The following is a 24569-nucleotide window of genomic DNA, read 5'->3' as shown; positions in this document are numbered from 1 at the left end:
TAGTATACAAAAATAGTGAATTATCTTGGTTAGATTGTTTGTAAGGAAAGGTAGGAGTTTAAAATTATTAATGCTGTTTGGCTAAAAGTTTTTTTTGATAAAATGAAACTAAGGCTTCGTTTACTTCTTTTAACTCAGGAGTGAGGTAGGTGATGTATCCTTCTTCGTCATTCGTTAATTCCATTTTGCATACTGTACATCTATATTCTTTTAAATGATTGGTAATGTTTCTGGAGGTTACTATTTTGTGGCCAAAAATGGAGCATACAATTTTTTTACTGATAATAGTTGCTTTGATTTCTTTTAAATCCATAATAAATGTAGGTTTCTTATGTTTGGGGATTATAAAAGTATTAAAACATAGATAAAAATACTTAAAAAATCGATTAAGTACGTATTTTTTAAAAATAAATAAGTTTAATCTTTCTTTTTTGTGGTTGTTTAAAAAAAAATCTCCAACTGTTTAAACAATTGGAGATGAATTAAGTAGTGAAATCAAAATTTTTACTTGCTATGATTTTTGTTCTTTGTTGAAATATACTAAGTAATAATACATTTGTTTTTCTTCGTCCCAACCTTTTTCTACAAATTTTTCAGCGCTTTCAGGATTAATAAAATCCATTTTGATTTGAATATTAGTGTCTAAGTTGATTACGTTTTTGATTGATTTTCTGGCATCACTTACTGCAGCATTGGCAATTGGGAATGAAGTAACATCTTCAATACTGTATTTTTCTCCTTTATCAACTTTGTAGTTTTTAAATTCCGGAATCAAATCAGGATTGTCTAAAACTTCGTTTAAGAATTCAGTTTCTTCAAATTCGTCATTTTTGGCAAAATAATTCACCGAACGGTTCATGAACATTACTTCTTCTTTTTTGTCTTCGGCAGGGAAAACCACATCTTTGGCAAAGTTTTGACAGAATTTTAAATATTTTTTAGTGATGAAATTTTCATCTTCAAAAGCATCAACTGACAGGAAGTGTTCTAACCAATAACGGGCATCGTAGCGGTTACTGTCAACAGTTAGGATTTTGTAACCTTCTTCTTTTTTGTGATTGAAGATTAAACAGCCTTTGTCTAATTTGTTTAGATTGATTCCTTGTTGTAAAATCATTTCTAAATTAGATTCTTTTTCTTCAAACTGTAAAAAGTCACTTTGTAACTCACTTTTGAAAATTCCAATGGCATCAACAGCTGTGTTGTCAATATTAACGTTAGTTAAATGGGTCACATAAACTTCACCGTTTTTAATATGCGGATGATTGGATTGTTCAAATAAATGTTTAGTAATTTTTTTTGAAACTTCGTGTAGATTAGCCGGATTGTCAAAAATTTCAGTAGCGTACTTGTACATGTCATTGTAATCCAAATCCACTTCATGAGCAAATTGAAAATAGTTTTCTTCTTTTTCTCTAAAAGGTTTCAAGAAGAATTCTTTGATAAGCGGAACAATTTCATCTTGTAAGCTAAAAGGTTGCTCCGATAAAAAGATAGCCTCATTTCGGCTTTTATTTCCTACTCTGTGAATAGAAAGTGTCTCGATGTGTGCGTTGAATAAGTTGATCATTTTTTGAAGTGGCTGAGGTTCTAAGTTTCTGAGGATTTGAGTATGCTAGTTTCGTTCTTTTAATTTTTTGATGAAAGAAACTAACATACGCTCAATTTCTCGACTGTCCTCAAATATATTATTAAATTCGTTTTCGTTTAAATAGTTAATATTCTTTGCAATCTCCAATTGTGTTTGGAATTCAAATAAAGAGCCAATGGAAATATTTAAATATCGTAAGAAGTCCTGTTTGCTTTCCCGTCCAAAACCTTCTGCAATATTACTTGGAATAGAAATAGCACTTCTTCTGATTTGTGAAGTTAAGCTAAAAATTTCTTCTTTTGGAAATTGATTTGTTGATTGGTAAATTTGGGTGATTAAGGTCATTGATTTTTGCCAAATCAAAAGGTCTTTAAATGTACTCATATTTCTTAAAATTTAAATTTTATTAAATATAAGAAAAAGTTTAATAAAAAAAGTTTTGAAAAAACTTAGTAACTCAGAACCTCAGAACCTTTGTATCTCAAAAAAACTAATTCCAATTTTCTTCAAAGCCGTAATCTTCGTAGCTGTCGTCTCCTTCAAACATATCCATGTCGTCATCATCTAACCCATCTTCAAATTCATCGTAAAAATCATCTGCATTATCTGCTTCAAAATTTTTCTCTAAAGCTTCATCAGGCATTTCCCCGTGAGCGAAAAGTGTTTCGGGATAAGTAGATCCGGCAGTCTGTTCTTCTATAGCTGCAAGTTCTACTAAGAAAGTCCACATATTGATAAAATCATAGACATAGATGATTTTAGTATTTTCCTCATCTAGAATATCTGAAAGTTTATAATCACTCATGATTCGTTGTTCTCCGAGAACGTCTCCGGTATCAAAAAGTGAAATTTCATCTTCCTGATTCCAAGTGTCATCACAAGTGTAAAAAGAAGCGACTTCCATACCATCAAATCCAAAAGAATTAAAGATAGCATTGTGTAAATCTTCTAAAGTATCGTCTTCAAGTATCGCGATATCTCTGAAAATATCTTCTTCGGCGTCTAAGATTACTCTAAATTTATAAACCATAATCGTTGTTTTTGTAAAAAGTTCAAAGGTACATTTAATCCTTTTTAATCCCAATGCGATTTATGAAATTTTATCAAAAAATAAGATTTGGTTTGATTATGAATGGGTTGGTTTTATCAGACGCTTTATTTTTCTCAGATAGCGCTTGTGATAAGTACTATTAGCTGGATAGTTGCGACTTGTGGTCATGTTGTTAAATAGTAAAGCTGTAAACAACAAGATTAATACCCCGGTTAATACAGGAGATAACACATACCAATATCCTAACGCTTTTATTTTTTGAGTTCCAATAACAGCTATTAATGCCGTTGCTCCTCCCGGAGGATGGAGTGTTTTGGTTATTTGCATCATTACAATCGATAAGGAAACGGCCATAGGTGCGGCAAGATATAAGGTATCGGGAAGCAGTCGATGTACAGTTACACCTATAAAAGCAGAAATAAGATGTCCGCCAACCAGATTACGAGGTTGTGAAAAGGGACTTTCAATAATTCCATAAACTAATACACTCGAGGCTCCAAAAGAACCAATTAAATAAACAACATCCTGATGAGAAAAATGTTGACTTTGAAAATAAGCAATGAGTCCAATTCCTACGAATGATCCTAAAAAAGACCAAAATTGTTCTTTGTAATCAATTAGGGTTTCTTTATAGAGAATGTATCTGGTTTTGCGATAGCTCCTTTTTATTTTGTGAGTGGGCATGATTATTAAATTTAAATACTTGGAACAAAAGTGTACACCGTGTTGGGATAAATCATTTTGGCTGTATATTTAGAAATAAAGCAAGCGGCTAGTATTGGGAAAAACAGAGTATAATTATTTGTTAAGCCACAAACCAAAAAGATAGCGGTAAGTGGAGCATGAATGCTGGCGCTTAAAACGGCGGCCATACCAATAATCATGAAATTAACCGGGATAATTTGAGTATCAAAAAAGGTATTAAGTACAGAAGCGACTAATAAGCCTAAAAAAGCACCGATAAATAAGCTGGGAGCAAAAACACCACCATCACCACCGGAGGCAAGAGTAACAGAGGTTACAATAGGTTTTAGAAATAGAACTCCTGCAAAGCTTAAGCCAAGAGTAAGGGTTAAAGGAATTTCGTTATTGGTATTGATGATTGTTTTTATAGCATGGTAACCTTCGCCGTATAATTGAGGAAAGATAAAAAGCGAAATGCTTAAGATTATTGACCCCAAAATGATTTTGTGGTAATGTGTTTCGATTTTAGCAAATTGACTTTTGAAAAACAATACACTTTTAGTTAAGTACACGGAATTGATTCCGGCTAAAATACCCAACAAAATAAAGTACGGAATTGCTCTTAAATGCCAGGTGGTTATAGTAACAGTAAACAGGGGTTTTTCATTTAAGATAGCCAATAACCCAAAAGCGATGGATACTGCAATTAGATTGGAAATTACAAAAGCTCGGGTTACTTTTCTGGAGATGACTTCCAGGGCAAATAAGATTCCGGCAATCGGGCTGCTAAATAAGGCTGTGATTCCGGCAGCTACACCTGCGCAAATTAGTTCTGTTTTGTATTGACGGAAAACATTTTCTTTTTGATGTGCTACCGAACCGATAGTGGCAGTGGCAACCACGGTAGAAACTTCGATTCCGGTTGAACCTCCAAAAATAACTGTCAATATCCCGTTGATAGTATGCGATGGAATTTTGTAAGACGGAAGATTTTTGGTTTTAGAATTGCTGCTTTCAAAAACTTCTTTGATGCCTTTGTTTTCTTTTTTCTTAAAGAGGTATTGTCTTAAAAAGTAAATTACAGACAATCCAAAAACAGGAAAAAGAATATAGAAAAACGGATTCAAATTGGCTTGGTGAAAAAAGAGTTCTTCGTAGTATTCAGTTATTTTCTTTAAACTAATACCTAAAAAGGCAGAGAGGAAACCAATTAATATAGAAACGATAACAAGTTTTCTAGTTTTAATGAATTGATGATTTTTTTTGATTTGCGCCGTTTTGTTCATCAGAAGATTAAAATTTACAACATAATGTTAAAAAGAATTGCAAATTTACCTAAAACAAATCGAAATTTAAAAAATCAATCGCTTATTGTTATAATAAAATTAAGTTAAAAGTATTAAATCTCATAGAATTCGATGGGTAAGTCGTCGGGATCAGAAATAAAAGTAAAGCGTTTGTCGGTAAATTCGTCTATACGAATAGGTTCGGTATTGATGTTTTTAGAAATTAAGAAAGATACTGTTTGTTCTAAATTTTCAACGGCAAAAGCCAAGTGTCTTAATCCGCTGGCTTCAGGTTTTGAAACTCTTTTGGGAGGATTTGGGAAAGAAAATAATTCAATACAATAGTTGTTGTTTAGTGCTAAATCGAGTTTGTATGATTTGCGTTCGTCCCGATATACTTCTCGAATAATCTTTAATCCAAGAATCTCGGTGTAAAATTGTTTTGATTTTTTATAGTCAGAACAAATAATGGCAATGTGGTGAACGTGGCTGAGTTTGAGCATTGTTATTATTGGTTTAATTTTCGAATGACTTTTGCCGGGTTTCCAACAGCGAGAGAGTTATCAGGGATGTTTTTGGTAACAACAGAACCTGCTCCGATTACACATCCGTTTCCAATTGTTATACCGGGACAAATTATCGAATTGCCGCCTATCCAGCAATCGTCTCCGATAGTTATTGGTAAGGCGTTTTCAAGTGTCTTTCTTAGTTCGGCATCGAGCGGGTGGGTGGCAGTATAAAGTTGAACTCCGGGAGCAAAAAATACATTGGAGCCAATGGTAACTTTTGCGCAATCGAGTACAACACAATTAACATTGAAATAGACATTTTCGCCGCAATAAATATTGTATCCGTAGTCGCAGTGAAAAGGAGGTTCGATATATAAATTGGTGTCTGCATTTGGGATGAGTTCTTTTAAAATTTCTCTCGCTTTTTTTGTTAGTCTGTATTCAGTTATGTTTAAACGATGCAATAAGTTTTTAGCTCTTCTGCGATCTTTTACAAGGATAGAATCGCCTGCTAAATAATACTCTCCGTCAATCATTTTTTCTTTCTCTGTTTTCATGTTTTTATGATGGTTTTTAAGGCTATTTTTTTAGTTGTTTTTTAGTCTGAAAAAGCTAAGTTTTTTTCTTGTTTTTTCAGCTTGAAATTAGGGTGAAAAAAGCGCTGTTGTTTTGGCTTTTTTTTTGTGATTTTACTTCATGTAAATATAACTTAAAAAAACAAAGTTGAAATTTTTAAACAAAAAAAATGTAAAAAGGAATGGGTAGAGGTGTTGGTATAGGTTCCTGGTTTTGCTTTTTTTTTAAACAAAAAAGATGTCTGACAGGGGAGTTTTTAAGTGGTGAAGTGTCTTGTTTAAGGCTTCTTTTTTGAAGTGTTTTTAGTTAAAGTAATTATTTAGGTAAAATCACTTTTATGAGTTGTTTTTCTTTGTGTTTTTTAGAAATAGGGTTTTTTATATTGTTTTTTAAAAGAATCTGAATTGAAATTTTATATTTAATTCTAAGGTTTAAATTGTCATATTTAAATTACTGGAAATAAATATTTTAATATATTGTTATAGATTATTTCTATGGTTATTTTTTAGGTGTTTTTTTGGGATTTTTAGTGTTTTTTGAATGAAAACATGTTGGTTTTGCTATTTTTTTGATTTTGTAAAAATAATGATAAAATTTAATTTACATTTTTTTAATTGTATTTTATGTTTTTAGTTTTTAATTGTTTTTTTTGTGATATTAAAGTTGTTTTTTTTGAGATGGTTGACTCATTGAAAAAGACTTTTTCCAAAATCTTTTTGATGAGATTTTTATTGTCTGTTTTTTGCGTTCATTTTTTTGAGACTGAAATCGGGTGTTTTTTGGTGTGATTTTAGAAGGTTGAAAATGATGTTTTTTCTCTTTTTTAAATGTGTTTTTGGAAATGACTTTTGAAGTTTTTTTAGTGATTGCTACTAATAATTTTTTGTTAAGGGAAGTAAGAAAATGATTTAAAGATTGTAAATTCGTTAGCTTCAGAATTCAAAATAATGGTTATGAAATATTATGTTTGCTTAATGGTTGTGTTTCTTTTTTCGGTGCAAATTCAAGCTCAAAAAGTAGCTGTTTTTGATTCTTATTCTGATTTGGAAAAGGCAGTTTTGAGTGATGAGAATACAACTTATGTGGTGAATTTTTGGGCTACCTGGTGCCTTCCTTGTGTGAAAGAATTGCCCTATTTTGAACAACTCAATTCAGCGAATAAAAACCTAAAAGTAGTATTGATAAGTTTGGATTTTAAGAATCAATATGAGACAAAACTGCTTCCTTTTTTAAAAGAAAATAATATCAAATCGGAAGTAGTTTTACTCACCGATAAGGATTATAATACATGGCTTTCTGTGGTGGATAAAGATTGGTCGGGATCTATTCCTGCCACTTTAGTAATCAGTAAAAGGAAAAAAAAATTTGTTGAAAAGATGTTTTCGGACTACGAAGAATTAAATCAATATGTCAATTCAATTATTAACTAACAATTTTAAATTATGAAAAAAATTTCAGTTTTATTATTATTTGTTGCTTTTATCGTTACTGCGGCTTTTACTTCGATTGCGCCAACACCATATAAAATAGGTGATGTTGCTACTGATTTTAAATTGAAATCAGTTGATGGGAAAATGTATAGTATGTCGTATTATAAGAAAGCAAAAGGTTTTATAGTAGTGTTTACGTGTAATCATTGTCCCTTTGCTAAAAAATACGAAGACCGTATTAATGATTTGGCTAAAAATTATAAATCCCAAGGTTATATCTTGTTAGCAATTAATCCGAATGATCCCGAGGTGGAACCTGATGATAGTTATGAATTAATGCAACAAAGAGCTAAAGAGAAAGGATTTGTATTTCCTTATTTGTTAGATGAAGGACAAAAGATATATCCGCAGTACGGAGCAACTAAGACGCCTCATGTGTTTTTGTTGGATAAAAACCGAGTGGTGAAATATATTGGAGCGATTGATGATAATGTGGATAGTGCAGCCGAAGTAAAGGTAAAATACCTTGAAAATGCTATTGCAGCTTTAGAAAATGGAAAAAATCCTTCCCCTGAAATGACAAAAGCAATTGGATGTAGTATTAAGAGTAAAAAATAGAATTGTAAATTTTTAATGAATAGAAAAGAGTAGGCTTTTAGCTTACTCTTTTTCTTTTATGTATATTTTTCTAATACTAATCAAAATGGGGATTAATAATGAATAACCAATGAAGAAAGGAATGATAAATTCAGTCCATTTTAATAGTAGCATTAAACAAATTAGTAACAGCTGAAATCCTAAGCCGTATAGGGAAACTAAAGTCATGAACCAGTGTGGAAATGTCTTTAATTTTGGAGCCGAATTGTCTAGTTTTTGGATGATTTTGTCAAAACCACCATAGACTATTTTGTAAGTTTTGAATAAAATGGAAACCCATTTTTGACTTTCGCCTGCTAAAGCTTTTGGAGTTTTGTTTTCGAAAATTTGACTTGTTTTGTCGGCTCCGCTACACTTAGATCTTAAGATTACATAGTAATAGTTGTATAAAGTTCCTTGTAATTGGATACAGAAGAATGCCAGTAGTGTGGCTTTAAAACTGCTGTTGGAAATTGTACAAATGGCTGTCAGGAATAAAAAATTGAGGATGAAATCAAACAAGCTGTCTAAATATCTCCCTGTATAGGAAGGTGTTTTTTTAATTCGGGCTAATTCGCCATCTGCAGCGTCAATAATTGATTTTAATATAATTAATATGCAGGCCCAATAATGATAATTGTTGAGGATACAATATATAGCTATAAGTCCAATTATTCCAAAAAGCAACGTGAGATGTATAGGGGTAAATCGCGTGTTTTTTAGTGTATTGGCAATTTGCGTTCCTGCTGTTCTTCCATAATCAGAGAAATCAAGAAATTTGTCCTTTGCAGCCAGTTTAGACATTTATATAAATGAAATAAGGGAATGCGACAATATAGTCTATAGTAAATATAGTCAAAAAATACTACTTAGACAATCGGTGCAGGCTGTATGTCATTGCTGAAAGCAGGAAAAAAGCATTAACCTGGTGAATTAGTCCCAACCATAACGGAACTCCATAAAGCAGTGTAAAAACACCCAGAGCAAATTGAACAAAGACAAGGAAAACCAATGTTTGGATTCCTTTTTTCTGATTATAATCTAAATTGAATTTTCTGCTTTTAAAATATAAAAAGAGTATTAAAGCTACAACGACATAGGCTAGAGTCCTGTGAATAAATTGTACGCCGCTTTTGCCTTCGGTAAAACTTAATAAAAGACTGTCTTGTTCCAGGAATACACTATCGTGAATGAATTGTCCGTCACTCATTAAGGGCCAGTGATTGTGTATTAAACCTGCATTTAAGCCTGCAACAAATCCTCCGTAGATAATTTGTAATAACAAAAAGAATAACGCATATCGGGCAATGCTGCGCAGTGTTTTTTCAAAATTTCTTTTTACGGGATAAATTAAATCTAAGGCTACCCAAAAAGTATAAGCAAAGGTGATAAAAGCGGTGGTCAGGTGTAGCGCCAGTCTGAAATGACTTACATCCGGATTGTCGATTAATCCGCTTTTTACCATAAACCATCCAAAGAACCCTTGTAAACCTCCTAATCCTAAAAGGATAAGGCATTTTTTTATAGTTGCGTTGTCAAGTCTTTTTCTAATTAAAAAATAGATGAAAGGAATAATGAAAACCATTCCAATGGCTCGACCAATAAAGCGGTGAAACCATTCCCAGAAATAAATGAATTTGTAGTCAGAAAGTTGAAAATCATTGTGAATATTGATTTTTTGGTATTCGGGAAATTTCTTGTATTGTTCGAAAGCTTCCTGCCACTTGGCTTCTGTAAGAGGAGGAAGGGTATCTGTGATAAGATGCCAGTCGGTCATGGATAGACCGGAGTTAGTCAGTCTGGTGATTCCACCTACAACAACCATTAAAAATATTAATAAACATCCTGAAAGGAGCCAGATAATAACGGCTTTATTTTCTTTTTTCATTTTATGTTCGGTATTATTTTGGAACTTATTTTACTTTTTGTAAACCTAGTTTTTCGGCACGTTTTAAAACAAATTGGTAAGCTGCCTCATATTCATTTGCTATTTCTCCTTCTAAAATGGCTTCTTTTACTGCTTCTTTTAAAATACCTATCTCTCTCGATGGTTTTAAATTAAAGATTTCCATGATTTGTTCCCCGGAAATAGGAGGCTGAAAGTTACGGATGGAATCTTTCTCTTCCACTTCGACTATTTTTTTACGTACTATTTGGAAGTTTTTATGGTATTTTTTGAACTTTGCAGGGTTTTTAGTAGTGATATCGGCCTCACAAAGAATCATAAGGTTTTCGACATCTTCTCCGGCATCAAAAACCAATCGTCGCACAGCTGAATCAGTTACAATATCTTGAGAAAGTACAATTGGTCGCGAACTCATGATAACCATTTTTTGAACAAATTTCATTTTTTGGTTCAAAGGCATATGCAGGCGTTCAAATAGTTTTTTGACCATTTTTCCGCCTAAAAATTCGTGTCCATGAAAGGTCCATCCTTGTTTTTTATTGAAACGTTTCGTTGGTGCTTTACCAATATCGTGCAACAATGCTGCCCATCGTAACCAAACATCATCAGTATTAGGGCAGATGTTATCTACCACTTCGAGAGTATGGTAAAAATTGTTTTTATGGGTTTGTCCTTCAATTTCTTCTACCTGATTTAAAGCGGTTAATTCAGGGATTAAAATGTCTAAAAGTCCTGTTTTGTATAAGTGTAAAAAACCAATAGAAGGCTTGTCTGTAGCTAAAATTTTGTTTAATTCGTCTACAATTCGCTCTCCGGAAATGATTTTAATGCGTTCTGCATTTTTTGAAATAGCCTGAAGTGAATGTTCTTCGATGTCAAAATTCAATTGGGTAGCAAAACGAATGGCACGCATCATACGCAACGGGTCATCAGAATAGGTGATGTCTGGATTTAAAGGGGTTTTAAGAATTTTATTTTCCATGTCCCTCAATCCGTTAAATGGATCTGATAAATCACCAAAATTCGATTCGTTTAATGATAAAGCCAAAGCATTGATGGTAAAATCTCTTCTGTTTTGGTCGTCTTCTAAAGTCCCGTTTTCTACAATTGGATTGCGGCTATTACGGGTATAGGATTCTTTTCTGGCTCCAACAAATTCAATTTCGGTATCTTCAAAGCGAAGCATTGCTGTTCCGTAGTTTTTAAATACCTGAACTTTTGGTTTTTTGGGAAGTAATTCAGAAACTTTTAGCGCTAATTCTATTCCGCTTCCCACAGCGACAATGTCGATGTCTTTCTTAAAATCACGTCCTAAGATCAGGTCTCTTACAAAACCACCTATAACGTAGCTGTCAATATTAAGTTCCTGAGCAGCTTGAGAAATAATTTTGAAAATAGGATGATGTAAGGATTCTTTGTAGTTCATTTATTTTTTTGTGTTTTGCCATTTCGGCGAAGGAGAAATCACATAGTTTGAATTTCTTGATGGGATTTTTCCTTTGTCGAAAACAACAAATAGTAGAAAATTTATTTTCTTATAATCTTTACCTGAGAATCATTAGTTAACTTAATGATAGTTGACGGATTCTGGCAAATTTTTTCGCGATGCAAATTTACAACATAGTCTACACCTTTTATAATTTCGGGACTGATTTCTTTGAAGGATTTAGGTGTAGTTGCACCTGAGATATTTGCCGAAGTAGATACTAATGGTTTTTTCATTCGTTCTAATAATTTATAGCAAAAAGGTTCTTTTACTAATCGAACAGCCAGAGTATCGTCTGTAGCAATTATATTTTTGGCTACATTTCTAGGTTGATCTAATATTAAAGTAGTTGGTTTCTCAGATAAATCAATGATTTGCCAGGCTACTTCAGGAATTTCTTTGAAAACATTGTAAATCATTCTTTCGCCGTTTACTAAAACAATCATGCTCTTTGTTTCCTCTCGTTGTTTTAATTTGTAAATCTTCGCTATTGCTTCAGGATTCGTTGCATCACATCCAATTCCCCAAACTGTATCGGTAGGGTAAAGGATAATACCTCCTTCTTTAATGATTTCGAATGCTTTGTGTACTTCTTCGTTAAGATTTTCCATTTGTATTCAGAGTTGAGTAGTCGTAAATTCAAAGTACAAAGTAACAAATAATAATTTTGAAAATTATAGCAGTTTTGTAGTTTGAGTTTTTTTACATCAAAAGCTATTATTATGAGTTCTGTTTTAGTGATAGGAATAGTTGTATGCAATGTCTATATTTGTTTCTCTAAAAATTTAATTAGGAATGATTATAAAGATTGATTCTCATTTTCTAAAATTCGCTCCGAATTTGATGCGAATGATTGAAAATTTTAAAACTTCAGGAGTTCTTTTTGGTGATGGTAAGCGAAATACAATCAAGCTTTTTGAATTAGATGATAAAACGATTAATATCAAGTCGTTTAAAGTTCCGCATATTGTTAATCGAATTGTTTACAGGTATTTTAGAAAATCTAAAGCCAGGAGGTCTTATGAATATGCGGTTAGACTGCTGGAGAATGGAATAGGAACCCCACAACCGGTGGCTTTTTTTGAAAATTCAAATTGGTTAGGATTAAAAGATAGTTATTATGTAAGTGAACATCTAAGTGTTGATTTGACTTACAGAGAATTGATAACTATTCCGGATTATCCCGATTATGAGAATATTTTACGTCAGTTTACCCGTTTTTCTTTTGGTTTACATGAAAAAGGAATTGAATTTTTAGATCATTCTCCCGGAAATACATTGATAAATAAAGCGGAAGAAGGGCAATATAGGTTTTATTTGGTTGATTTGAATCGAATGAATTTTCATTCCTCTATGGATTTTGAGCAGCGAATGAAAAATTTAAGCCGACTCACACCAAAAGAAGAGATGGTTGTTATTATGAGTGATGAATATGCTAAATTGTATTCGTCAAAAAGTCCGCGTGAGATATTTGATAAAATGTGGTACGAAACCAGAAGTTTTAGAGAAGGATTTGAAAGAAAAAAACGATTTAAGAAACAATTGAAGTTTTGGAAATCTTAAGTTTTTTTAAATTGGAATTTGATACTTTTTTTTGATTCTATAAGAATATGTAAGTAAGATTTTATTTGCTTTTCATGCTTTTTATTATGTTATTTGCAACTGAATAATTTTAAAAAGATGCCATATGAGGTTAATACAATTTACGGTCTCAGATGGTTGGAGAGGGCATGAGCAAAAAATAGTCTATCTATATGAGGCATTTAGAGATTTTGGATATGTTGAAGAACAATGCATTGTATGCAGAAAAAAGTCCAAAATTTATGAGGTCGCAAAATCCAAAGGCTTTAATGTTGTAGGATTGGATTTTGATTCGGAATTCGATTTAAGAGTTGCTTTTAAATTGAAAAAAATATCGGATAAATTTAAATCAGATGTAATTTTTATACATAGCAGCAAAGCTCATACGATTTCAGTTATAGCTTCTTTACTTTTTAGAATGAAAACCTCATTAGTAGTTTGCAGAACGAGAATAAAGCCTATAGATACTAATTTCTTAAAAAAGTGGAAATATAATTACAGAGGAGTAAAAAAAATTATTTGTGTTTCTCAAACTGTAGTAGATGTTTTAAAAGATTCTATTGATGATCAGTTAAAATTAAGTATTGTAGGCAGTGTAGTTGATGTGAAAAAGTTCGGAAAAATTAAAAAAGACGGACAACTTCATAAAGAATATAATATTCCTTCAGATTATAAGATAATTGGTAATATAGGGGCTCTTGATCCTGTTAAAGATATTCCAACCTGGATAAAAGCAATAAAAATTCTTGTCGATAAAGGAGTTAAAGCCAAATATGTTTTAATTGGCGACGGTCCTTTGGAAAAGGAAATAAGAAACATGATTGGTAAATCAGGATTAGATAAACATGTTATTTTAACCGGTTTTAGAAATGATATTCCCAATTGTTTGCCTGAATTTGATATTTTTCTTTTTACTTCAAGTAATGAAGCAACAGGTGGTGTAATTTTAGAAAGCTATGTTTGCAAAGTTCCTGTTGTAGCGGCAAATGCGGGCGGAATTCCAACTGTTGTTCAGGACGGGGTTACGGGATTGTTAGCTGAAGCAGGGAATCCTGATGATTTTGCTGAAAAAGTAATAAATCTGTTGGAAAACAGTGATAAACAAGTTCAGTTAGCTAAAAATGCATATCAGTTTTTTCTAGAAACATCGACTAAAGAAGTCATTGCAGAAAAAATGATTAATGAGCTGAAAAGCAGCTTGCTGATTTAGTGGTTTTTATAGCTGTGTGATGATGGATTGTTTGTGGTTTAACAGCTGTATTTTTAAAAAATAAATTTATCCTTACCTTTGTCTTAATAAAAATAAATAGATGAAAGCATCAGTAATAATGAGTACTTATAATGCCGAAGCCTGGTTAGAAAAAGTACTTATAGGTTTTAGTGTTCAAACAGAAAAGGATTTTGAAATTATTATCGCTGATGATGGTTCAAGACCTGCAACAAAAGAATTGTTAGATAAATTACGTAAAGAAATTTCAATTCCTATTGTTCATGTTTGGCATGAAGATAATGGCTTTCAAAAGTCACAAATTTTAAACAAGGCAATTGTGGCTTCTAATTCCGACTATTTGATCTTTACAGATGGAGACTGTATTCCGAGAAGAGATTTTGTTGAGGTTCATTTGAATTATCGGGAAGAAGGGTGTTTTTTGTCAGGAGGCTATTTTAAATTACCTATGGATATTTCTGAATTAATTTCGAAAGAAGATATTCAGGAGCAACGTTGTTTTGATCTTAACTGGTTAAAATTACATGGGTTAAAAGACAGTTGTAAAAATAATAAGTTTACTGCCACTGGAAAGATGGCTGTTTTTCTTAATTGGATTACTCCAACAAAAGCAACTTGGAACGGACATAATGCATCCGGATGGAAAAAAGATTTAGTGGCTATAAATGGATTTAATCAGGAAATGCAATATGGAGGGCAAGACCGTGAGTTAGGCGAGAGATTGTTTAACTACGGATTGAAATCTAAACAAATTCGCTACAGTGCTATTTGTGTACATTTAGACCATAAAAGAGGATATGTAAATGAAGAGACCTGGAAGAAAAATTATGCTATCAGAGAAAATACACGTAAAAATAAAGTTGTAAGAACACCAATAGGAATTGATTCTAATATTTAATTGATTTAGTTAGTCGAATGATATTGTTAAAATATGCTGTTGTTCATTTTTCTTATATCAAAATCAAAGCAGTTTGTTTGCACTTTGAGTTTTTTTTGAGGCGAAAAATAAATAAACAAATTAAAAATACTAATGTTACTTCATTAAAGAATACTGATTTTGTTATAATAGCAAATAATTGTTTTGGCGGGCAAGTTTATAAAAGTTTTGGACTTCCTTATAATACACCTTTCGTTGGAATGTTTTTATACGGCCCTTGCTACTTAAAATTACTTCAAAATTTTAAAACGTATATAAGAAAAGATTTAGTTTTTATTCAGCAATCAATTTATGAGGATAGAGAAAAGACTTATCCTGTAGCGAAATTAGGTGATATAGAGTTGCATTTTTCACATTATACAAGTGAAGAGGAAGCCTCGGAAAAATGGTATCGCAGAAGAAATCGAATGTTGAAAAATTTTGACTTTGATAATTTTTATTTTGTTATTAGTGACCGCGAACGTGTTGACAATAAGATAATTCAGGAATTTCATAAATTACCTTTTAAAAACAAACTTTCGTTTGGAGCAAAAACAATTAACAATTTGAGTCCTTTAAAGCATGTTGCGCTTTTTGAAGCTTTTAAAAGAGATCAAATTCAGGTTCCTGGAGGAACTAAGTTGTTTAAAATTTCTTCTTTGTATTTTGACTTTGAAAACTGGATTAATAATAAAGAAATAAAAAGAACAAGATTTGTCTACTAGATATTTATTCGTGTAGGTTAAGTTTGAAATGTTCAATAAGATTTTCCATTTGTTTGACATTTTGATTTTGTCCAACATTGGCTTTCTTTAAAGATATTTCCTGAGTCCCAAAAACAGGAATAGGTTCTTTTGGAGGGTTTTGAGCCAAAGTAATTTCGGTATTATTTAAAATCGCCATAGCTTTAAACCACAAATCATCTGCTTTAGGAGTTAGTTTTAGGAATAATTCACTGTCAATAGCTATAGGAAGAAAAGCTTTTGGCGGGTATAAAACACCTTCAGAACCAATAGCTAAAACCGTTTTGTTTTTTTTGATGTCTGATAAGTTCCAGGATTTGTAAGGAAGTAATTTTTTATTATTGTCAAATTGAATTTGTCTTACTTTGAGAGCAATAATATTATTTGGATGTTTTAGATGTTCTTCCGATAGACGTTTTAACCAATTTCTATCGTAGATAAAATCATCGTCACAAGTAACAATGCATTCTTCAGGAAACTGTTCAAGTGCGTAAACTAATTTGATATGTGGGCAATTTAGTGTTACATATTTAATATTGAAAATTGAGCCTTCAAGCTTTAGTAAACTTTCAGGGACATATTTTTTATCAGATTCATTTAACCACAATATGATTTTCTTGGGTTGTAGTTTCTGATTTAAAATACTTCTTACGGTTATATGTACTTTTTTAAGTCTTGAAGGTATAGTAGTAAAAGATACAATAATATCTGAATGATTCGATTTTACATTCTTTAATTTATTTGAGTTTAATGATTTAAGATATAACTCTGAAAATAATGATAATGGTATTTCTTTTAGTTTCATAAATATAGATTGTTAAATCTTCAATTATTGTGCTTTTATAATGAATATATGTGTATTTCCTTTAAATATCTTTTTCGAAATAATATTTGAGATGAGCAGGAATATATTTTTTTATCATGACATATTTAGTCTGTATCCCATATTGTCGGTTATATACTGTTTACAGGGGATACATTTTTGGCAGGGTTTTGTGGTTGAGCCATGACAAAACCAAGTTTGGTTCATTATATCGATGAAACCATTTTCTTCGGCATACTTTTTCATGTCAACTTTTGAAATATTAGCCAGTGGAAATCTAATATTTTTAAAAATTTGCCTTCTAAAGAAATCTGTTTTCTTTGGATTTACAATCCAATTCGGATGTTGTGTTTCATCTTTGATTTCTATAAGATCTTCAAAATTGATTATTTGTACACGGTCTGCTCTGTGAAAACCTTCTTCTAAATGGTTGTATTTTTTTGATAAGCAGGCCAGCCAATAATATTGTTTAGCAATTTTACGTTGTTTTTTAATTATTTTGAAGACTATTTTTAAATAGAGATTAAAAGGAATGTTTTCTCTCTTTATTAATTTTAAAGGTAAAATTTTACCTTTTGAATTTGAAAATTTTTCTTCAATTTTAGCAGAAAGCATTTCAATGGTTTCGATTTCCTTTGTTGTGGAAGGTCTGTTTTTATCGATAACATAAATGGGTTGAAGGCAGATTCCACGATTATAAAGTTGGATAATTCTAAACGTGGAATCCCAACCTCCAGTCCATAAAACATTTTTAACTTCAGTCATATTACACCGCTACGTCGTACTCTCTTAACGCATTGTTTAATGACGTTTTCAAGTCAGTAGAAGGTTTACGAGTACCAATGATTAGCGCACAAGGCACTTGGTATTCACCGGCAGCGAATTTTTTAGTATAACTTCCAGGGATTACTACTGAACGGGCAGGAACGAATCCTTTCATTTCAACTGGTTCTTCACCTGTGATATCGATAATTTTAGTTGAAGCAGTCAAACATACGTTAGCTCCAAGAACAGCTTCTTTTCCTACGTGAACTCCTTCTACTACAATACAACGAGAACCTATGAAAGCACCGTCTTCAATGATTACAGGTGCAGCTTGTAATGGTTCTAAAACACCACCAATACCAACACCACCACTCAAGTGAACGTCTTTACCAATTTGAGCACAACTACCTACAGTTGCCCAAGTATCAACCATTGTACCAGCATCAACATAAGCACCAATGTTTACATAACTTGGCATCATGATAACACCGCTTGAAATAAATGAACCATAACGAGCAGAAGCTCCAGGAACTACACGAACACCTTTTTCAGCATAGTCTTTTTTCAATTCCATTTTATCATGGTATTCAAAAACTCCAGCTTCCCAGGTTTCCATTTTTTGAATAGGGAAGTACATCACTACCGCTTTCTTAACCCATTCGTTTACCTGCCATCCGTCACCTTTTGGTTCAGCAACACGTAATTTTCCTGAGTCTAATAATTCAATAACTTCTCTAATCGCGTTAGTTGTTGTTTCTTCCTGCAACAAAGCTCTGTTTTCCCAGGCTTGTTCTATAATTGTTTGTAAATTATTCATCGTTAATTAATTTTTGGCAAATATATGTTTTTAATGCAAAAACAGAAAGTCAAATTAATTTAATATCTTAGAAAAGAGAATTGATAATGGCAATGACAAAAATCAATAGCAATGACAATTTTAAAAAGATTAATAATGATTAGTTATGAAAGATAATTTTTCGAAACAGGCTTCCGGATATTCAAAATTTCGTCCGCAATATCCAGATGAATTGATTGAATATGTGGTTTCTTTTGTCAAAAAGAAATCGCTGGCACTTGATATTGCAACGGGAAACGGACAAGTAGCAAGTAAACTTTCTCCATTTTTCAAAACAGTTTATGGAACTGATATCAGTCAAAAACAATTGGATAATGCTATTCAGGCTGATAATATCATTTATCAGTTGTCAGCAGCAGAAAAAATGACTTTCGAAAATCAAAAATTTGATTTAATAACTGTGGCTCAAGCGGTGCATTGGTTTGATTTTGATGTGTTTTATAAAGAAATCTATCGAATCTTAAAACCGGATGGTATTTTTGCAGTAATGGGGTATGGATTGTTTTCGACTAATACCCATTCGGATGTAATTTTAAATCATTTCTATTATAATATAGTAGGGCCTTACTGGGATAAAGAACGAAAATATTTAGATGAGAATTATGAAACGATTCCTTTTCCGTTTGATGAAATTCCTGTGAAAAAGTTTCAGAATCAATTGAGTTGGACTTTTGAAGAATTAACGGGTTATTTAGAAACCTGGTCGGCAACACAGCATTATATTTCAAAAAACAATCAAAATCCAATCGATTTGATTCGGGATGAATTGCAATCTTCATGGGAAAAGAACAATAAACAAGTGCGCTTTCCTTTATTGTTAAGAATCGGGAAATTAAAATAGTATCTTTGTGAAAAATAAAAATAAATGCCAAGAATTCTCGCTATTGATTACGGACAAAAACGTACAGGAATTGCAGTTACCGATGAATTACAAATTATAGCCTCGGGATTAACGACTATTCCTTCAGCTACTGCTATCGATTTTTTGAAAGAGTATTTTTCGAAAGAAAAAGTAGAGTTGGTACTAATTGGGGAGCCTAAACAGATGAATGGAGAGCCTTCTCAAAGCGCTTCTATTATTAAAGGTTTTGTAACGCATTTTACGAATCATTTTCCGGATATGAAAGTAGTTCGTGTAGATGAACGATTTACTTCAAAAATGGCTTTCCAAACCATGATTGATAGTGGCTTGAAGAAAAAACAACGTCAGAATAAAGCTCTGATTGATGAAATTTCAGCAACTATCATGTTGCAAGATTACCTTTCCCGTAAAATGTTTTAATAATTCTTTGTTAAAACGATTAATCTTAGTGATAAATGTAACTTTTTCAATCTAAATCACTCTTTTAATTACAAGAATATTAAAGTATCTTTGCGCCGAATAAAAATAATATTATGTCTGATACAACCATACGTTCACACTGTGATGTAGTTCTTATTGGAGCTGGAATTATGAGTGCCACTTTAGGCTTAATTCTAAAAGAATTACAACCTGATTTAACCATTGATATTTACGAAAGATTAGATAGTGCTGCTGCCGAGAGTTCAGATGCATGGAATAATGCAGGAACGGGACATTCAGCATTTTGTGAATTGAATTACACTCCGGAAGGAAGTGATGGAAGCATTGATCCTAAAAAAGCGATTAGTATTGCTGAATCCTTTGAAGTATCTCGCCAATTTTGGGCTTATTTAGTGCAACAGGGAAAAGTATCTGCTCCGGAAAATTTTATAAAAAGAATTCCACATATCAGTTTTGTATGGGGAGATAAAAATGTAGATTATTTAACGAAACGTTATAAAGCTTTACAGGCAAACCCTCTTTTTGCAGATATGCAGTTCAGTACTGATTTTACTGAATTAAAAAAATGGATGCCTTTGGTGATGGAAGGCAGAAAAGAGTCAGGCAAAGTAGCCGGTACTACTATGGCTATTGGAACTGATGTTAATTTTGGAGAATTGACTAGAAATATGTTTCATTATCTGACCCAGTTAGATGGAGTGAATATGTATTTTGGTCATGAAGTAAAAAAACTAAGACAAAAAGAAAATAAAACCTGGAGAATAAAAATCAAGAATTTAACAGATGGTTCTATAAGAAAGGCATATCCTAAATTTGTATTTATTGGTGCAGGTGGAGGTTCATTACCATTGTTAGAAAAAGCAAATATTCCTGAAGGAAAAGGATTTGGCGGTTTCCCAGTAAGCGGGCAATGGTTAAGATGTACTAACCCGGAAGTTATTGCGCAACACGAATCAAAAGTGTACGGTAAGGCAAGTGTGGGTGCACCACCAATGTCAGTTCCGCATATTGATTCGAGAATGATTAACGGTGAAAAACAATTGTTGTTTGGTCCTTTCGCAGGATTCTCAACTCGTTTCCTAAAAAACGGTAAATATTCTGATTTGCCTAAATCAATCCAATTGGATAATATTGTTCCAATGGTTATGGCTGGAATTAAAAATATTCCTTTAACAAAATATTTGATTGAGCAGGTAAGACAATCTCCGGCTGACAGAATTAAAGCTTTGAGAGAATATGTTCCGGGAGCTAAATCTAAGGATTGGGTTTTAGAACGTGCCGGACAAAGGGTTCAGGTAATTAAAAAAGATGAAAAAGAAGGAGGGAAATTAGAGTTTGGAACAGAAGTAATTACTTCGGCTGACGGAACTTTATCAGTATTACTTGGAGCTTCACCAGGTGCTTCTACAGCTGTTTCAATTATGATTGATGTGATTAGCAGATGTTATAAAGAAGAAATGAAAACTCCTGAATGGCAGGCTAAGTTTAAAGAGATGATTCCATCTTACGGTCAAAAATTAAACGAAAATCCGGAGTTGTTGAATGAAGTTAGAGAGCATACAGCAACTGTATTGAAGTTGAATTAATCTTTTTGATTTATCATATAATACCAAGAATCCCGACGTTATTGTTGGGATTCTTTTTTTACAGAAGTTAACAGCTGTGTGGTTTTTAGAATGTTCTCGGATAAATTAGTCATCCAGATTAATTGTTCAATCACTAATTGGGCTTCCTGCATTTTGATTTGATAGGCTTCCTGGTCAATTAGTTGTATTTGTTGTAATTCTTTGGCTCTAATATTTTTTAATTCGGTAAGTCGTTGGTCTAAATCTTCGTTAGATACCATGTTTTCTGAATCAGGGTTAGGATTTTCTAATAAATTCATAGCTAATTCCAGATTGGAAATCACTTTGTTAACCACTACATTAAAAGCTTTTGAAGCTTCGGTTGTTTTGTGTGACTGAATATAGGTTCCCAGAGAAGCAAGTGATGAAAGTAATGAATGATTGAGCACCGTTAATTTATAAACCTGAGGGAGTTTGTTTTGTTTGGATTTGGGTTCTTGTAGCATACGCTGAAAAGAAGCCATTAAATTTCCTATTTCAATAAAAGCTTGTTTTCGGGCAAGACGATATTCGGTAGAGACATCCACTTTTTTATTATACATAATCGAAATTTCTTTTAGATAATTGCGATTAGCCTCAATAGCGCTTTCAATATAGGCGGGAAGACTTAAGAATTCCCAGGAAGGCCATAAAAAATAGTTGGCTAATAAGCATAAACAAGCGCCTACAATGGTGTCTAAAATTCGGTATTCGATAACATTTCCATTGTCTGGTGACAGAACACCATAAATTAAAATGACATAAATAGTAATAAAAGTAGATCCAATCTTGTAATTGGTTGGGTTGAATGAAAAACCCAGTAGCATGGCAATAATAGCCATAGTACTAATAGCATAAGAATTGTGTACCACATAGAGGATTCCAAAAGCAATAACACCGCCAACTAAAGTCCCCACTATACGATGGTAAGTACGCTCATTAGTGATTCCAAATCCTTGTTTCATGATAACCACGATGGTGAGAATTATCCAGTAAACATTTTCTAAAGGAAGCACTTTCCCTATCATATATCCCACTAAAATAGTGAGGGTGATTCTAAGCGAATGCCTGAAAACGGTAGAATTGAAGCTGAGGTTTTCTACAAAAGTACTTAATGGATAATATTGAGGTTTGATAAATTTTTCAATGTCTTTATCTCTTCCTTTTATTAAATCTTTCGTATTAACAGTAGCAGAATAGGCGCGTTCTAAAGTGATGATTTTTTCCACCTGTTTTTCGGCATAATGCAACATGGTAATGAGCATTAAGACTCCTTCTGAAGATGATTCATTTTGAATGTCTTTTTTGTAATTAGTTATCGCTAATTCAAAATGATGTAAATCTTCAATTAAATTTCGTTTGGATTCATAAGGTTTGTGTTGTTCGATGCTTTTGGAAAGAGCTTTCATGGCTTTGGCTAAGTTGTAAGCCAAATTTTGATAGGTTTCCAATGCTTTTGGATAACCATCAAACTTTTGATGAAATTTGTTATGGTCAAAAGAAGTAGAAATGGCTAATTCCATAATTTCAACCAAAGAAATAAAACTCAGTAACATTTTTCGGTTTTGTCCCGAAGAACCCGATTTGGTTCGGTTTGTAATGAGTACTTCCCGAATATTTTCATGAAGAATATTTAGTTCTACCTGAAGATGTAATTGTTTTTTGGTAATGGATTTTCTATTCGAATTTAATTCCCATAAATCGCCGCGTAATTTTAAATATTTTGCAGTAAGTCGGATGCATTCAGCCAATTGCAATTCGATATAACGATTGGGTTTTATATGAAAAAAAATGATTGAAATAACCGTGTAAAATAAGCCTCCTGCCAATAAAAGTCCTGAGTAATGTAGCATTTCCCAACCAGTATTTAAGTGAGCAAAGGCCAGTGAAAGAGATAATAAAGCCGAGAAAGATACCATTGTGGCACGTTGACCATAAATGAGAATCATGGAAATACAAAAAATCAAAGTAACCAGAACCGGATAAAACAACCAGGGAATTGGATGGCAAAGGTTGATGATTAAGTTTACCCCGGCAATAATAAATGAGGTGGTTAATAATCCCTTAATTTTATGTTTCAGGTTGCTGGGAATATCACTGGGAAAAGTAAAGAAAGCACCTAAAGCAATTGTAAAACCAACAGAGAAATTATCAAGATAAGAAAAAAATAATACAGGAGAAACAGCGGCAATAGTTATTTTTAAAGCATTAGCGAACTCAGTACTCGAAACAAATTTCTGAATTTTTGTAATCATAAATATTTAGGATTATTTACAAAGGTATGAATTGTGAGATTTATCAATAGGATAAATTAAGATAGTTTTAGGATTAAATTTTTAAATACTATTTATCTTTATTCCCTTTAAGCATTGTTTAAAATTTACTATTTTTGGCAATCCTAAATTTAAGGCTTAAGCCTTGATATAAGGTTAATAATATTTAATACAACAACAATGATTTTACCAATTGTAGGATATGGTGATCCGGTTTTAAGAAAGGTAGGAGCCGAAATAACTCCAGAGTATCTTAATTTGAAAGAAACTATCGCTAATATGTACGAGACTATGTATAATGCTTCCGGAGTAGGACTGGCTGCACCACAAGTAGGACTTGCGATACGTTTATTTGTTATAGATGCTACACCTTTTAGTGATGACGAAGATTTAAAGGCTGATGAACAAAAACAGTTAAAAGGATTCAAACGTACTTTTATTAATGCGAAAATCATTAAAGAAGAAGGTGAAGAGTGGGCTTTTAATGAAGGATGTTTGAGTATTCCGGATGTGCGTGAGGATGTTTATCGTAAAGAAAGAGTTACCCTCGAATATTGTGAAGAAGATTTCGTGATGAAAACTGAGGTATTCGATGGTTTGATTGCTCGTGTTATTCAGCACGAATACGATCATATCGAGGGAATTTTATTCACGGACAAAATATCTTCTCTGAAAAAAAGATTAATTAAAGGAAAGCTGAAAAATATCATGGAAGGGAAAACATTCCAGGATTACAGAATGCGTTTCTTTGGTAAAAAAGTTAGGTAAAAAACTATTTTTGGTATTGTTTTTGACCAAATACAGACAGATAATAAAAAAAATCAATTCTTAATAATAATTAATAAAGCATGAATTTAGAAAAAATATTAGCGATTTCAGGGAAACCGGGTTTATATGTTTTAAAAGTACAAACACGTACCGGTTTTGTGGCGGAATCATTAGTTGATGGAAAAAAAATCACAGTAAATTTAAAAAGTAATGTGAGTTTGTTATCTGAAATTTCAGTCTACACTTACGAAGGTGAGAAACCGTTAAAAGAAGTAATGGCTAATATTGCTGAAAAAGAAAATAACGGTCCTGCTATTTCTCATAAAGAAGACAATACAACTTTGGCAGCTTACTTTAAAGAAGTTTTACCTAATTATGATGAAGAAAGAGTATATGCTTCAGATATTAAGAAAATTTTAAACTGGTACAACACTTTGCAAGCTAAAGGTTTAGTTGTTGAAGAAGCTCCGGTAGAAGAAGTGGTTGAGGTTGCTGTTGCTGAAGAAACTGCTGCTGAAAAACCAAAAAAAGCTAAAAAAGTAACAGAATAATTA

General features: G+C 32.4%; 27 protein-coding genes. 11 read left to right on the top strand and 16 right to left on the bottom strand.

Features of this window, described 5'->3' with window-relative positions; translation table 11 throughout:
• Window positions 1-67 precede the first annotated feature (67 nt).
• The 8 genes from BLR17_RS12620 to BLR17_RS12585 form a co-directional block, all read right to left on the bottom strand.
• Complete coding sequence (locus BLR17_RS12620; protein ID WP_066330192.1) at window positions 68-313, bottom strand: hypothetical protein; 246 nt, start codon at window positions 311-313, stop codon at window positions 68-70.
• Between the two features lie 198 nt (window positions 314-511).
• A complete protein-coding gene (locus tag BLR17_RS12615; RefSeq protein WP_066330191.1) occupies window positions 512-1570 on the bottom strand; it encodes a nucleoid-associated protein in 1059 nt (352 codons plus the stop codon).
• 45 nt (window positions 1571-1615) lie between these two features.
• A complete protein-coding gene (locus BLR17_RS12610; protein WP_066330190.1) occupies window positions 1616-1975 on the bottom strand; it encodes a four helix bundle protein in 360 nt (119 codons plus the stop codon).
• Window positions 1976-2081: 106 nt separating this feature from the next.
• Window positions 2082-2621, bottom strand: coding sequence for an IS1096 element passenger TnpR family protein (locus BLR17_RS12605; protein ID WP_066330189.1), 540 nt, complete (start codon window positions 2619-2621; stop codon window positions 2082-2084).
• 96 nt (window positions 2622-2717) lie between these two features.
• Window positions 2718-3326: an HPP family protein gene (locus BLR17_RS12600; protein WP_066330187.1), complete on the bottom strand. Its 609-nt coding sequence runs from the start codon at window positions 3324-3326 to the stop codon at window positions 2718-2720.
• An 11-nt stretch (window positions 3327-3337) separates the two neighbouring features.
• Window positions 3338-4612: a chloride channel protein gene (locus tag BLR17_RS12595; RefSeq protein WP_066330185.1), complete on the bottom strand. Its 1275-nt coding sequence runs from the start codon at window positions 4610-4612 to the stop codon at window positions 3338-3340.
• A 113-nt stretch (window positions 4613-4725) separates the two neighbouring features.
• Window positions 4726-5115, bottom strand: coding sequence for an SMU1112c/YaeR family gloxylase I-like metalloprotein (gene gloA2 / locus BLR17_RS12590; protein WP_066330184.1), 390 nt, complete (start codon window positions 5113-5115; stop codon window positions 4726-4728).
• A gap of 5 nt (window positions 5116-5120) precedes the next feature.
• Window positions 5121-5678 (bottom strand): sugar O-acetyltransferase, encoded by a 558-nt coding sequence (locus BLR17_RS12585; RefSeq protein WP_066330182.1) that lies wholly within the window; start codon window positions 5676-5678, stop codon window positions 5121-5123.
• Window positions 5679-6650: 972 nt separating this feature from the next.
• Between BLR17_RS12585 and BLR17_RS12580 the strand changes: the two genes are divergently transcribed.
• Window positions 6651-7127, top strand: a complete 477-nt coding sequence (locus BLR17_RS12580; protein WP_066330230.1) for a TlpA family protein disulfide reductase — start codon at window positions 6651-6653, stop codon at window positions 7125-7127.
• A gap of 12 nt (window positions 7128-7139) precedes the next feature.
• Window positions 7140-7745: a thioredoxin family protein gene (locus tag BLR17_RS12575; RefSeq protein ID WP_066330180.1), complete on the top strand. Its 606-nt coding sequence runs from the start codon at window positions 7140-7142 to the stop codon at window positions 7743-7745.
• Between the two features lie 42 nt (window positions 7746-7787).
• Here the strand turns inward: BLR17_RS12575 and BLR17_RS12570 are convergent, their stop codons facing one another.
• The 4 genes from BLR17_RS12570 to BLR17_RS12555 form a co-directional block, all read right to left on the bottom strand.
• The gene (locus tag BLR17_RS12570; protein WP_066330178.1) at window positions 7788-8567 is read right to left on the bottom strand and encodes a CDP-alcohol phosphatidyltransferase family protein; all 780 of its coding nucleotides are present in this window, start codon (window positions 8565-8567) and stop codon (window positions 7788-7790) included.
• 61 nt (window positions 8568-8628) lie between these two features.
• Entirely contained in the window at window positions 8629-9651 is a 1023-nt protein-coding gene (locus BLR17_RS12565) for a COX15/CtaA family protein (RefSeq protein WP_066330177.1), read from the bottom strand.
• Between the two features lie 25 nt (window positions 9652-9676).
• Window positions 9677-11095: a CCA tRNA nucleotidyltransferase gene (locus tag BLR17_RS12560; RefSeq protein ID WP_066330176.1), complete on the bottom strand. Its 1419-nt coding sequence runs from the start codon at window positions 11093-11095 to the stop codon at window positions 9677-9679.
• A 101-nt stretch (window positions 11096-11196) separates the two neighbouring features.
• Window positions 11197-11766: an L-threonylcarbamoyladenylate synthase gene (locus tag BLR17_RS12555; RefSeq protein WP_066330175.1), complete on the bottom strand. Its 570-nt coding sequence runs from the start codon at window positions 11764-11766 to the stop codon at window positions 11197-11199.
• A 184-nt stretch (window positions 11767-11950) separates the two neighbouring features.
• Between BLR17_RS12555 and BLR17_RS12550 the strand changes: the two genes are divergently transcribed.
• The 4 genes from BLR17_RS12550 (at window position 11951) to BLR17_RS12535 (ending at window position 15605) form a co-directional block, all read left to right on the top strand.
• Window positions 11951-12718 carry a lipopolysaccharide kinase InaA family protein gene (locus BLR17_RS12550; protein ID WP_066330173.1) on the top strand — a complete coding sequence of 256 codons (768 nt, stop codon included), beginning with the start codon at window positions 11951-11953 and terminating at the stop codon, window positions 12716-12718.
• Between the two features lie 124 nt (window positions 12719-12842).
• Window positions 12843-13946 carry a glycosyltransferase family 4 protein gene (locus tag BLR17_RS12545; RefSeq protein WP_066330171.1) on the top strand — a complete coding sequence of 368 codons (1104 nt, stop codon included), beginning with the start codon at window positions 12843-12845 and terminating at the stop codon, window positions 13944-13946.
• Between the two features lie 100 nt (window positions 13947-14046).
• Window positions 14047-14862: a glycosyltransferase family 2 protein gene (locus BLR17_RS12540; protein ID WP_066330170.1), complete on the top strand. Its 816-nt coding sequence runs from the start codon at window positions 14047-14049 to the stop codon at window positions 14860-14862.
• 17 nt (window positions 14863-14879) lie between these two features.
• Window positions 14880-15605, top strand: coding sequence for a DUF1919 domain-containing protein (locus BLR17_RS12535; RefSeq protein ID WP_066330169.1), 726 nt, complete (start codon window positions 14880-14882; stop codon window positions 15603-15605).
• A 4-nt stretch (window positions 15606-15609) separates the two neighbouring features.
• Here the strand turns inward: BLR17_RS12535 and BLR17_RS12530 are convergent, their stop codons facing one another.
• From BLR17_RS12530 to BLR17_RS12520, 3 genes are all read right to left on the bottom strand, one after another.
• Window positions 15610-16428: a glycosyltransferase gene (locus BLR17_RS12530; RefSeq protein ID WP_066330168.1), complete on the bottom strand. Its 819-nt coding sequence runs from the start codon at window positions 16426-16428 to the stop codon at window positions 15610-15612.
• Between the two features lie 114 nt (window positions 16429-16542).
• On the bottom strand, window positions 16543-17211 hold the full coding sequence (locus BLR17_RS12525; protein ID WP_066330167.1) for a hypothetical protein: 669 nt from the start codon (window positions 17209-17211) through the stop codon (window positions 16543-16545).
• Window position 17212: 1 nt separating this feature from the next.
• Window positions 17213-18028, bottom strand: coding sequence for a 2,3,4,5-tetrahydropyridine-2,6-dicarboxylate N-succinyltransferase (locus BLR17_RS12520; RefSeq protein WP_066330166.1), 816 nt, complete (start codon window positions 18026-18028; stop codon window positions 17213-17215).
• Window positions 18029-18173: 145 nt separating this feature from the next.
• Between BLR17_RS12520 and BLR17_RS12515 the strand changes: the two genes are divergently transcribed.
• The 3 genes from BLR17_RS12515 to BLR17_RS12505 all read left to right on the top strand — a co-directional run bounded on the left by BLR17_RS12515 (window position 18174) and on the right by BLR17_RS12505 (window position 20956).
• The gene (locus tag BLR17_RS12515; RefSeq protein WP_066330165.1) at window positions 18174-18908 is read left to right on the top strand and encodes a class I SAM-dependent methyltransferase; all 735 of its coding nucleotides are present in this window, start codon (window positions 18174-18176) and stop codon (window positions 18906-18908) included.
• Window positions 18909-18932: 24 nt separating this feature from the next.
• The gene (gene ruvX / locus BLR17_RS12510) at window positions 18933-19349 is read left to right on the top strand and encodes a Holliday junction resolvase RuvX (RefSeq protein ID WP_066330164.1); all 417 of its coding nucleotides are present in this window, start codon (window positions 18933-18935) and stop codon (window positions 19347-19349) included.
• Between the two features lie 113 nt (window positions 19350-19462).
• Window positions 19463-20956, top strand: coding sequence for a malate:quinone oxidoreductase (locus tag BLR17_RS12505; RefSeq protein WP_066330163.1), 1494 nt, complete (start codon window positions 19463-19465; stop codon window positions 20954-20956).
• A 38-nt stretch (window positions 20957-20994) separates the two neighbouring features.
• Here the strand turns inward: BLR17_RS12505 and BLR17_RS12500 are convergent, their stop codons facing one another.
• Window positions 20995-23229 carry an FUSC family protein gene (locus BLR17_RS12500; protein WP_066330162.1) on the bottom strand — a complete coding sequence of 745 codons (2235 nt, stop codon included), beginning with the start codon at window positions 23227-23229 and terminating at the stop codon, window positions 20995-20997.
• A gap of 198 nt (window positions 23230-23427) precedes the next feature.
• On the opposite strand from BLR17_RS12500, the gene def reads away from it, so the two are divergent.
• Together def and BLR17_RS12490 are read left to right on the top strand one after the other, a co-directional pair.
• Window positions 23428-24015: a peptide deformylase gene (gene def, locus BLR17_RS12495; protein WP_066330161.1), complete on the top strand. Its 588-nt coding sequence runs from the start codon at window positions 23428-23430 to the stop codon at window positions 24013-24015.
• An 80-nt stretch (window positions 24016-24095) separates the two neighbouring features.
• Window positions 24096-24566 (top strand): DUF5606 family protein, encoded by a 471-nt coding sequence (locus tag BLR17_RS12490; protein ID WP_066330160.1) that lies wholly within the window; start codon window positions 24096-24098, stop codon window positions 24564-24566.
• Window positions 24567-24569: the final 3 nt, after the last annotated feature.

Source organism: Flavobacterium glycines (assembly GCF_900100165.1).
Classification (GTDB): Bacteria; Bacteroidota; Bacteroidia; order Flavobacteriales; family Flavobacteriaceae; genus Flavobacterium; species Flavobacterium glycines.
This window is presented reverse-complemented; position numbering and strand designations above follow the sequence as displayed.

Bases quoted from the DNA above. Each gene is read 5' to 3' on its own strand.
- BLR17_RS12620 (WP_066330192.1), bottom strand. From the start codon at position 313: ATGGATTTAAAAGAAATCAAAGCAACTATTATCAGTAAAAAAATTGTA.
- BLR17_RS12615 (WP_066330191.1), bottom strand. From the start codon at position 1,570: ATGATCAACTTATTCAACGCACACATCGAGACACTTTCTATTCACAGA.
- BLR17_RS12610 (WP_066330190.1), bottom strand. From the start codon at position 1,975: ATGAGTACATTTAAAGACCTTTTGATTTGGCAAAAATCAATGACCTTA.
- BLR17_RS12605 (WP_066330189.1), bottom strand. From the start codon at position 2,621: ATGGTTTATAAATTTAGAGTAATCTTAGACGCCGAAGAAGATATTTTC.
- BLR17_RS12600 (WP_066330187.1), bottom strand. From the start codon at position 3,326: ATGCCCACTCACAAAATAAAAAGGAGCTATCGCAAAACCAGATACATT.
- BLR17_RS12595 (WP_066330185.1), bottom strand. From the start codon at position 4,612: ATGAACAAAACGGCGCAAATCAAAAAAAATCATCAATTCATTAAAACT.
- gloA2 (WP_066330184.1), bottom strand. From the start codon at position 5,115: ATGCTCAAACTCAGCCACGTTCACCACATTGCCATTATTTGTTCTGAC.
- BLR17_RS12585 (WP_066330182.1), bottom strand. From the start codon at position 5,678: ATGAAAACAGAGAAAGAAAAAATGATTGACGGAGAGTATTATTTAGCA.
- BLR17_RS12580 (WP_066330230.1), top strand. From the start codon at position 6,651: ATGAAATATTATGTTTGCTTAATGGTTGTGTTTCTTTTTTCGGTGCAA.
- BLR17_RS12575 (WP_066330180.1), top strand. From the start codon at position 7,140: ATGAAAAAAATTTCAGTTTTATTATTATTTGTTGCTTTTATCGTTACT.
- BLR17_RS12570 (WP_066330178.1), bottom strand. From the start codon at position 8,567: ATGTCTAAACTGGCTGCAAAGGACAAATTTCTTGATTTCTCTGATTAT.
- BLR17_RS12565 (WP_066330177.1), bottom strand. From the start codon at position 9,651: ATGAAAAAAGAAAATAAAGCCGTTATTATCTGGCTCCTTTCAGGATGT.
- BLR17_RS12560 (WP_066330176.1), bottom strand. From the start codon at position 11,095: ATGAACTACAAAGAATCCTTACATCATCCTATTTTCAAAATTATTTCT.
- BLR17_RS12555 (WP_066330175.1), bottom strand. From the start codon at position 11,766: ATGGAAAATCTTAACGAAGAAGTACACAAAGCATTCGAAATCATTAAA.
- BLR17_RS12550 (WP_066330173.1), top strand. From the start codon at position 11,951: ATGATTATAAAGATTGATTCTCATTTTCTAAAATTCGCTCCGAATTTG.
- BLR17_RS12545 (WP_066330171.1), top strand. From the start codon at position 12,843: ATGAGGTTAATACAATTTACGGTCTCAGATGGTTGGAGAGGGCATGAG.
- BLR17_RS12540 (WP_066330170.1), top strand. From the start codon at position 14,047: ATGAAAGCATCAGTAATAATGAGTACTTATAATGCCGAAGCCTGGTTA.
- BLR17_RS12535 (WP_066330169.1), top strand. From the start codon at position 14,880: ATGATATTGTTAAAATATGCTGTTGTTCATTTTTCTTATATCAAAATC.
- BLR17_RS12530 (WP_066330168.1), bottom strand. From the start codon at position 16,428: ATGAAACTAAAAGAAATACCATTATCATTATTTTCAGAGTTATATCTT.
- BLR17_RS12525 (WP_066330167.1), bottom strand. From the start codon at position 17,211: ATGACTGAAGTTAAAAATGTTTTATGGACTGGAGGTTGGGATTCCACG.
- BLR17_RS12520 (WP_066330166.1), bottom strand. From the start codon at position 18,028: ATGAATAATTTACAAACAATTATAGAACAAGCCTGGGAAAACAGAGCT.
- BLR17_RS12515 (WP_066330165.1), top strand. From the start codon at position 18,174: ATGAAAGATAATTTTTCGAAACAGGCTTCCGGATATTCAAAATTTCGT.
- ruvX (WP_066330164.1), top strand. From the start codon at position 18,933: ATGCCAAGAATTCTCGCTATTGATTACGGACAAAAACGTACAGGAATT.
- BLR17_RS12505 (WP_066330163.1), top strand. From the start codon at position 19,463: ATGTCTGATACAACCATACGTTCACACTGTGATGTAGTTCTTATTGGA.
- BLR17_RS12500 (WP_066330162.1), bottom strand. From the start codon at position 23,229: ATGATTACAAAAATTCAGAAATTTGTTTCGAGTACTGAGTTCGCTAAT.
- def (WP_066330161.1), top strand. From the start codon at position 23,428: ATGATTTTACCAATTGTAGGATATGGTGATCCGGTTTTAAGAAAGGTA.
- BLR17_RS12490 (WP_066330160.1), top strand. From the start codon at position 24,096: ATGAATTTAGAAAAAATATTAGCGATTTCAGGGAAACCGGGTTTATAT.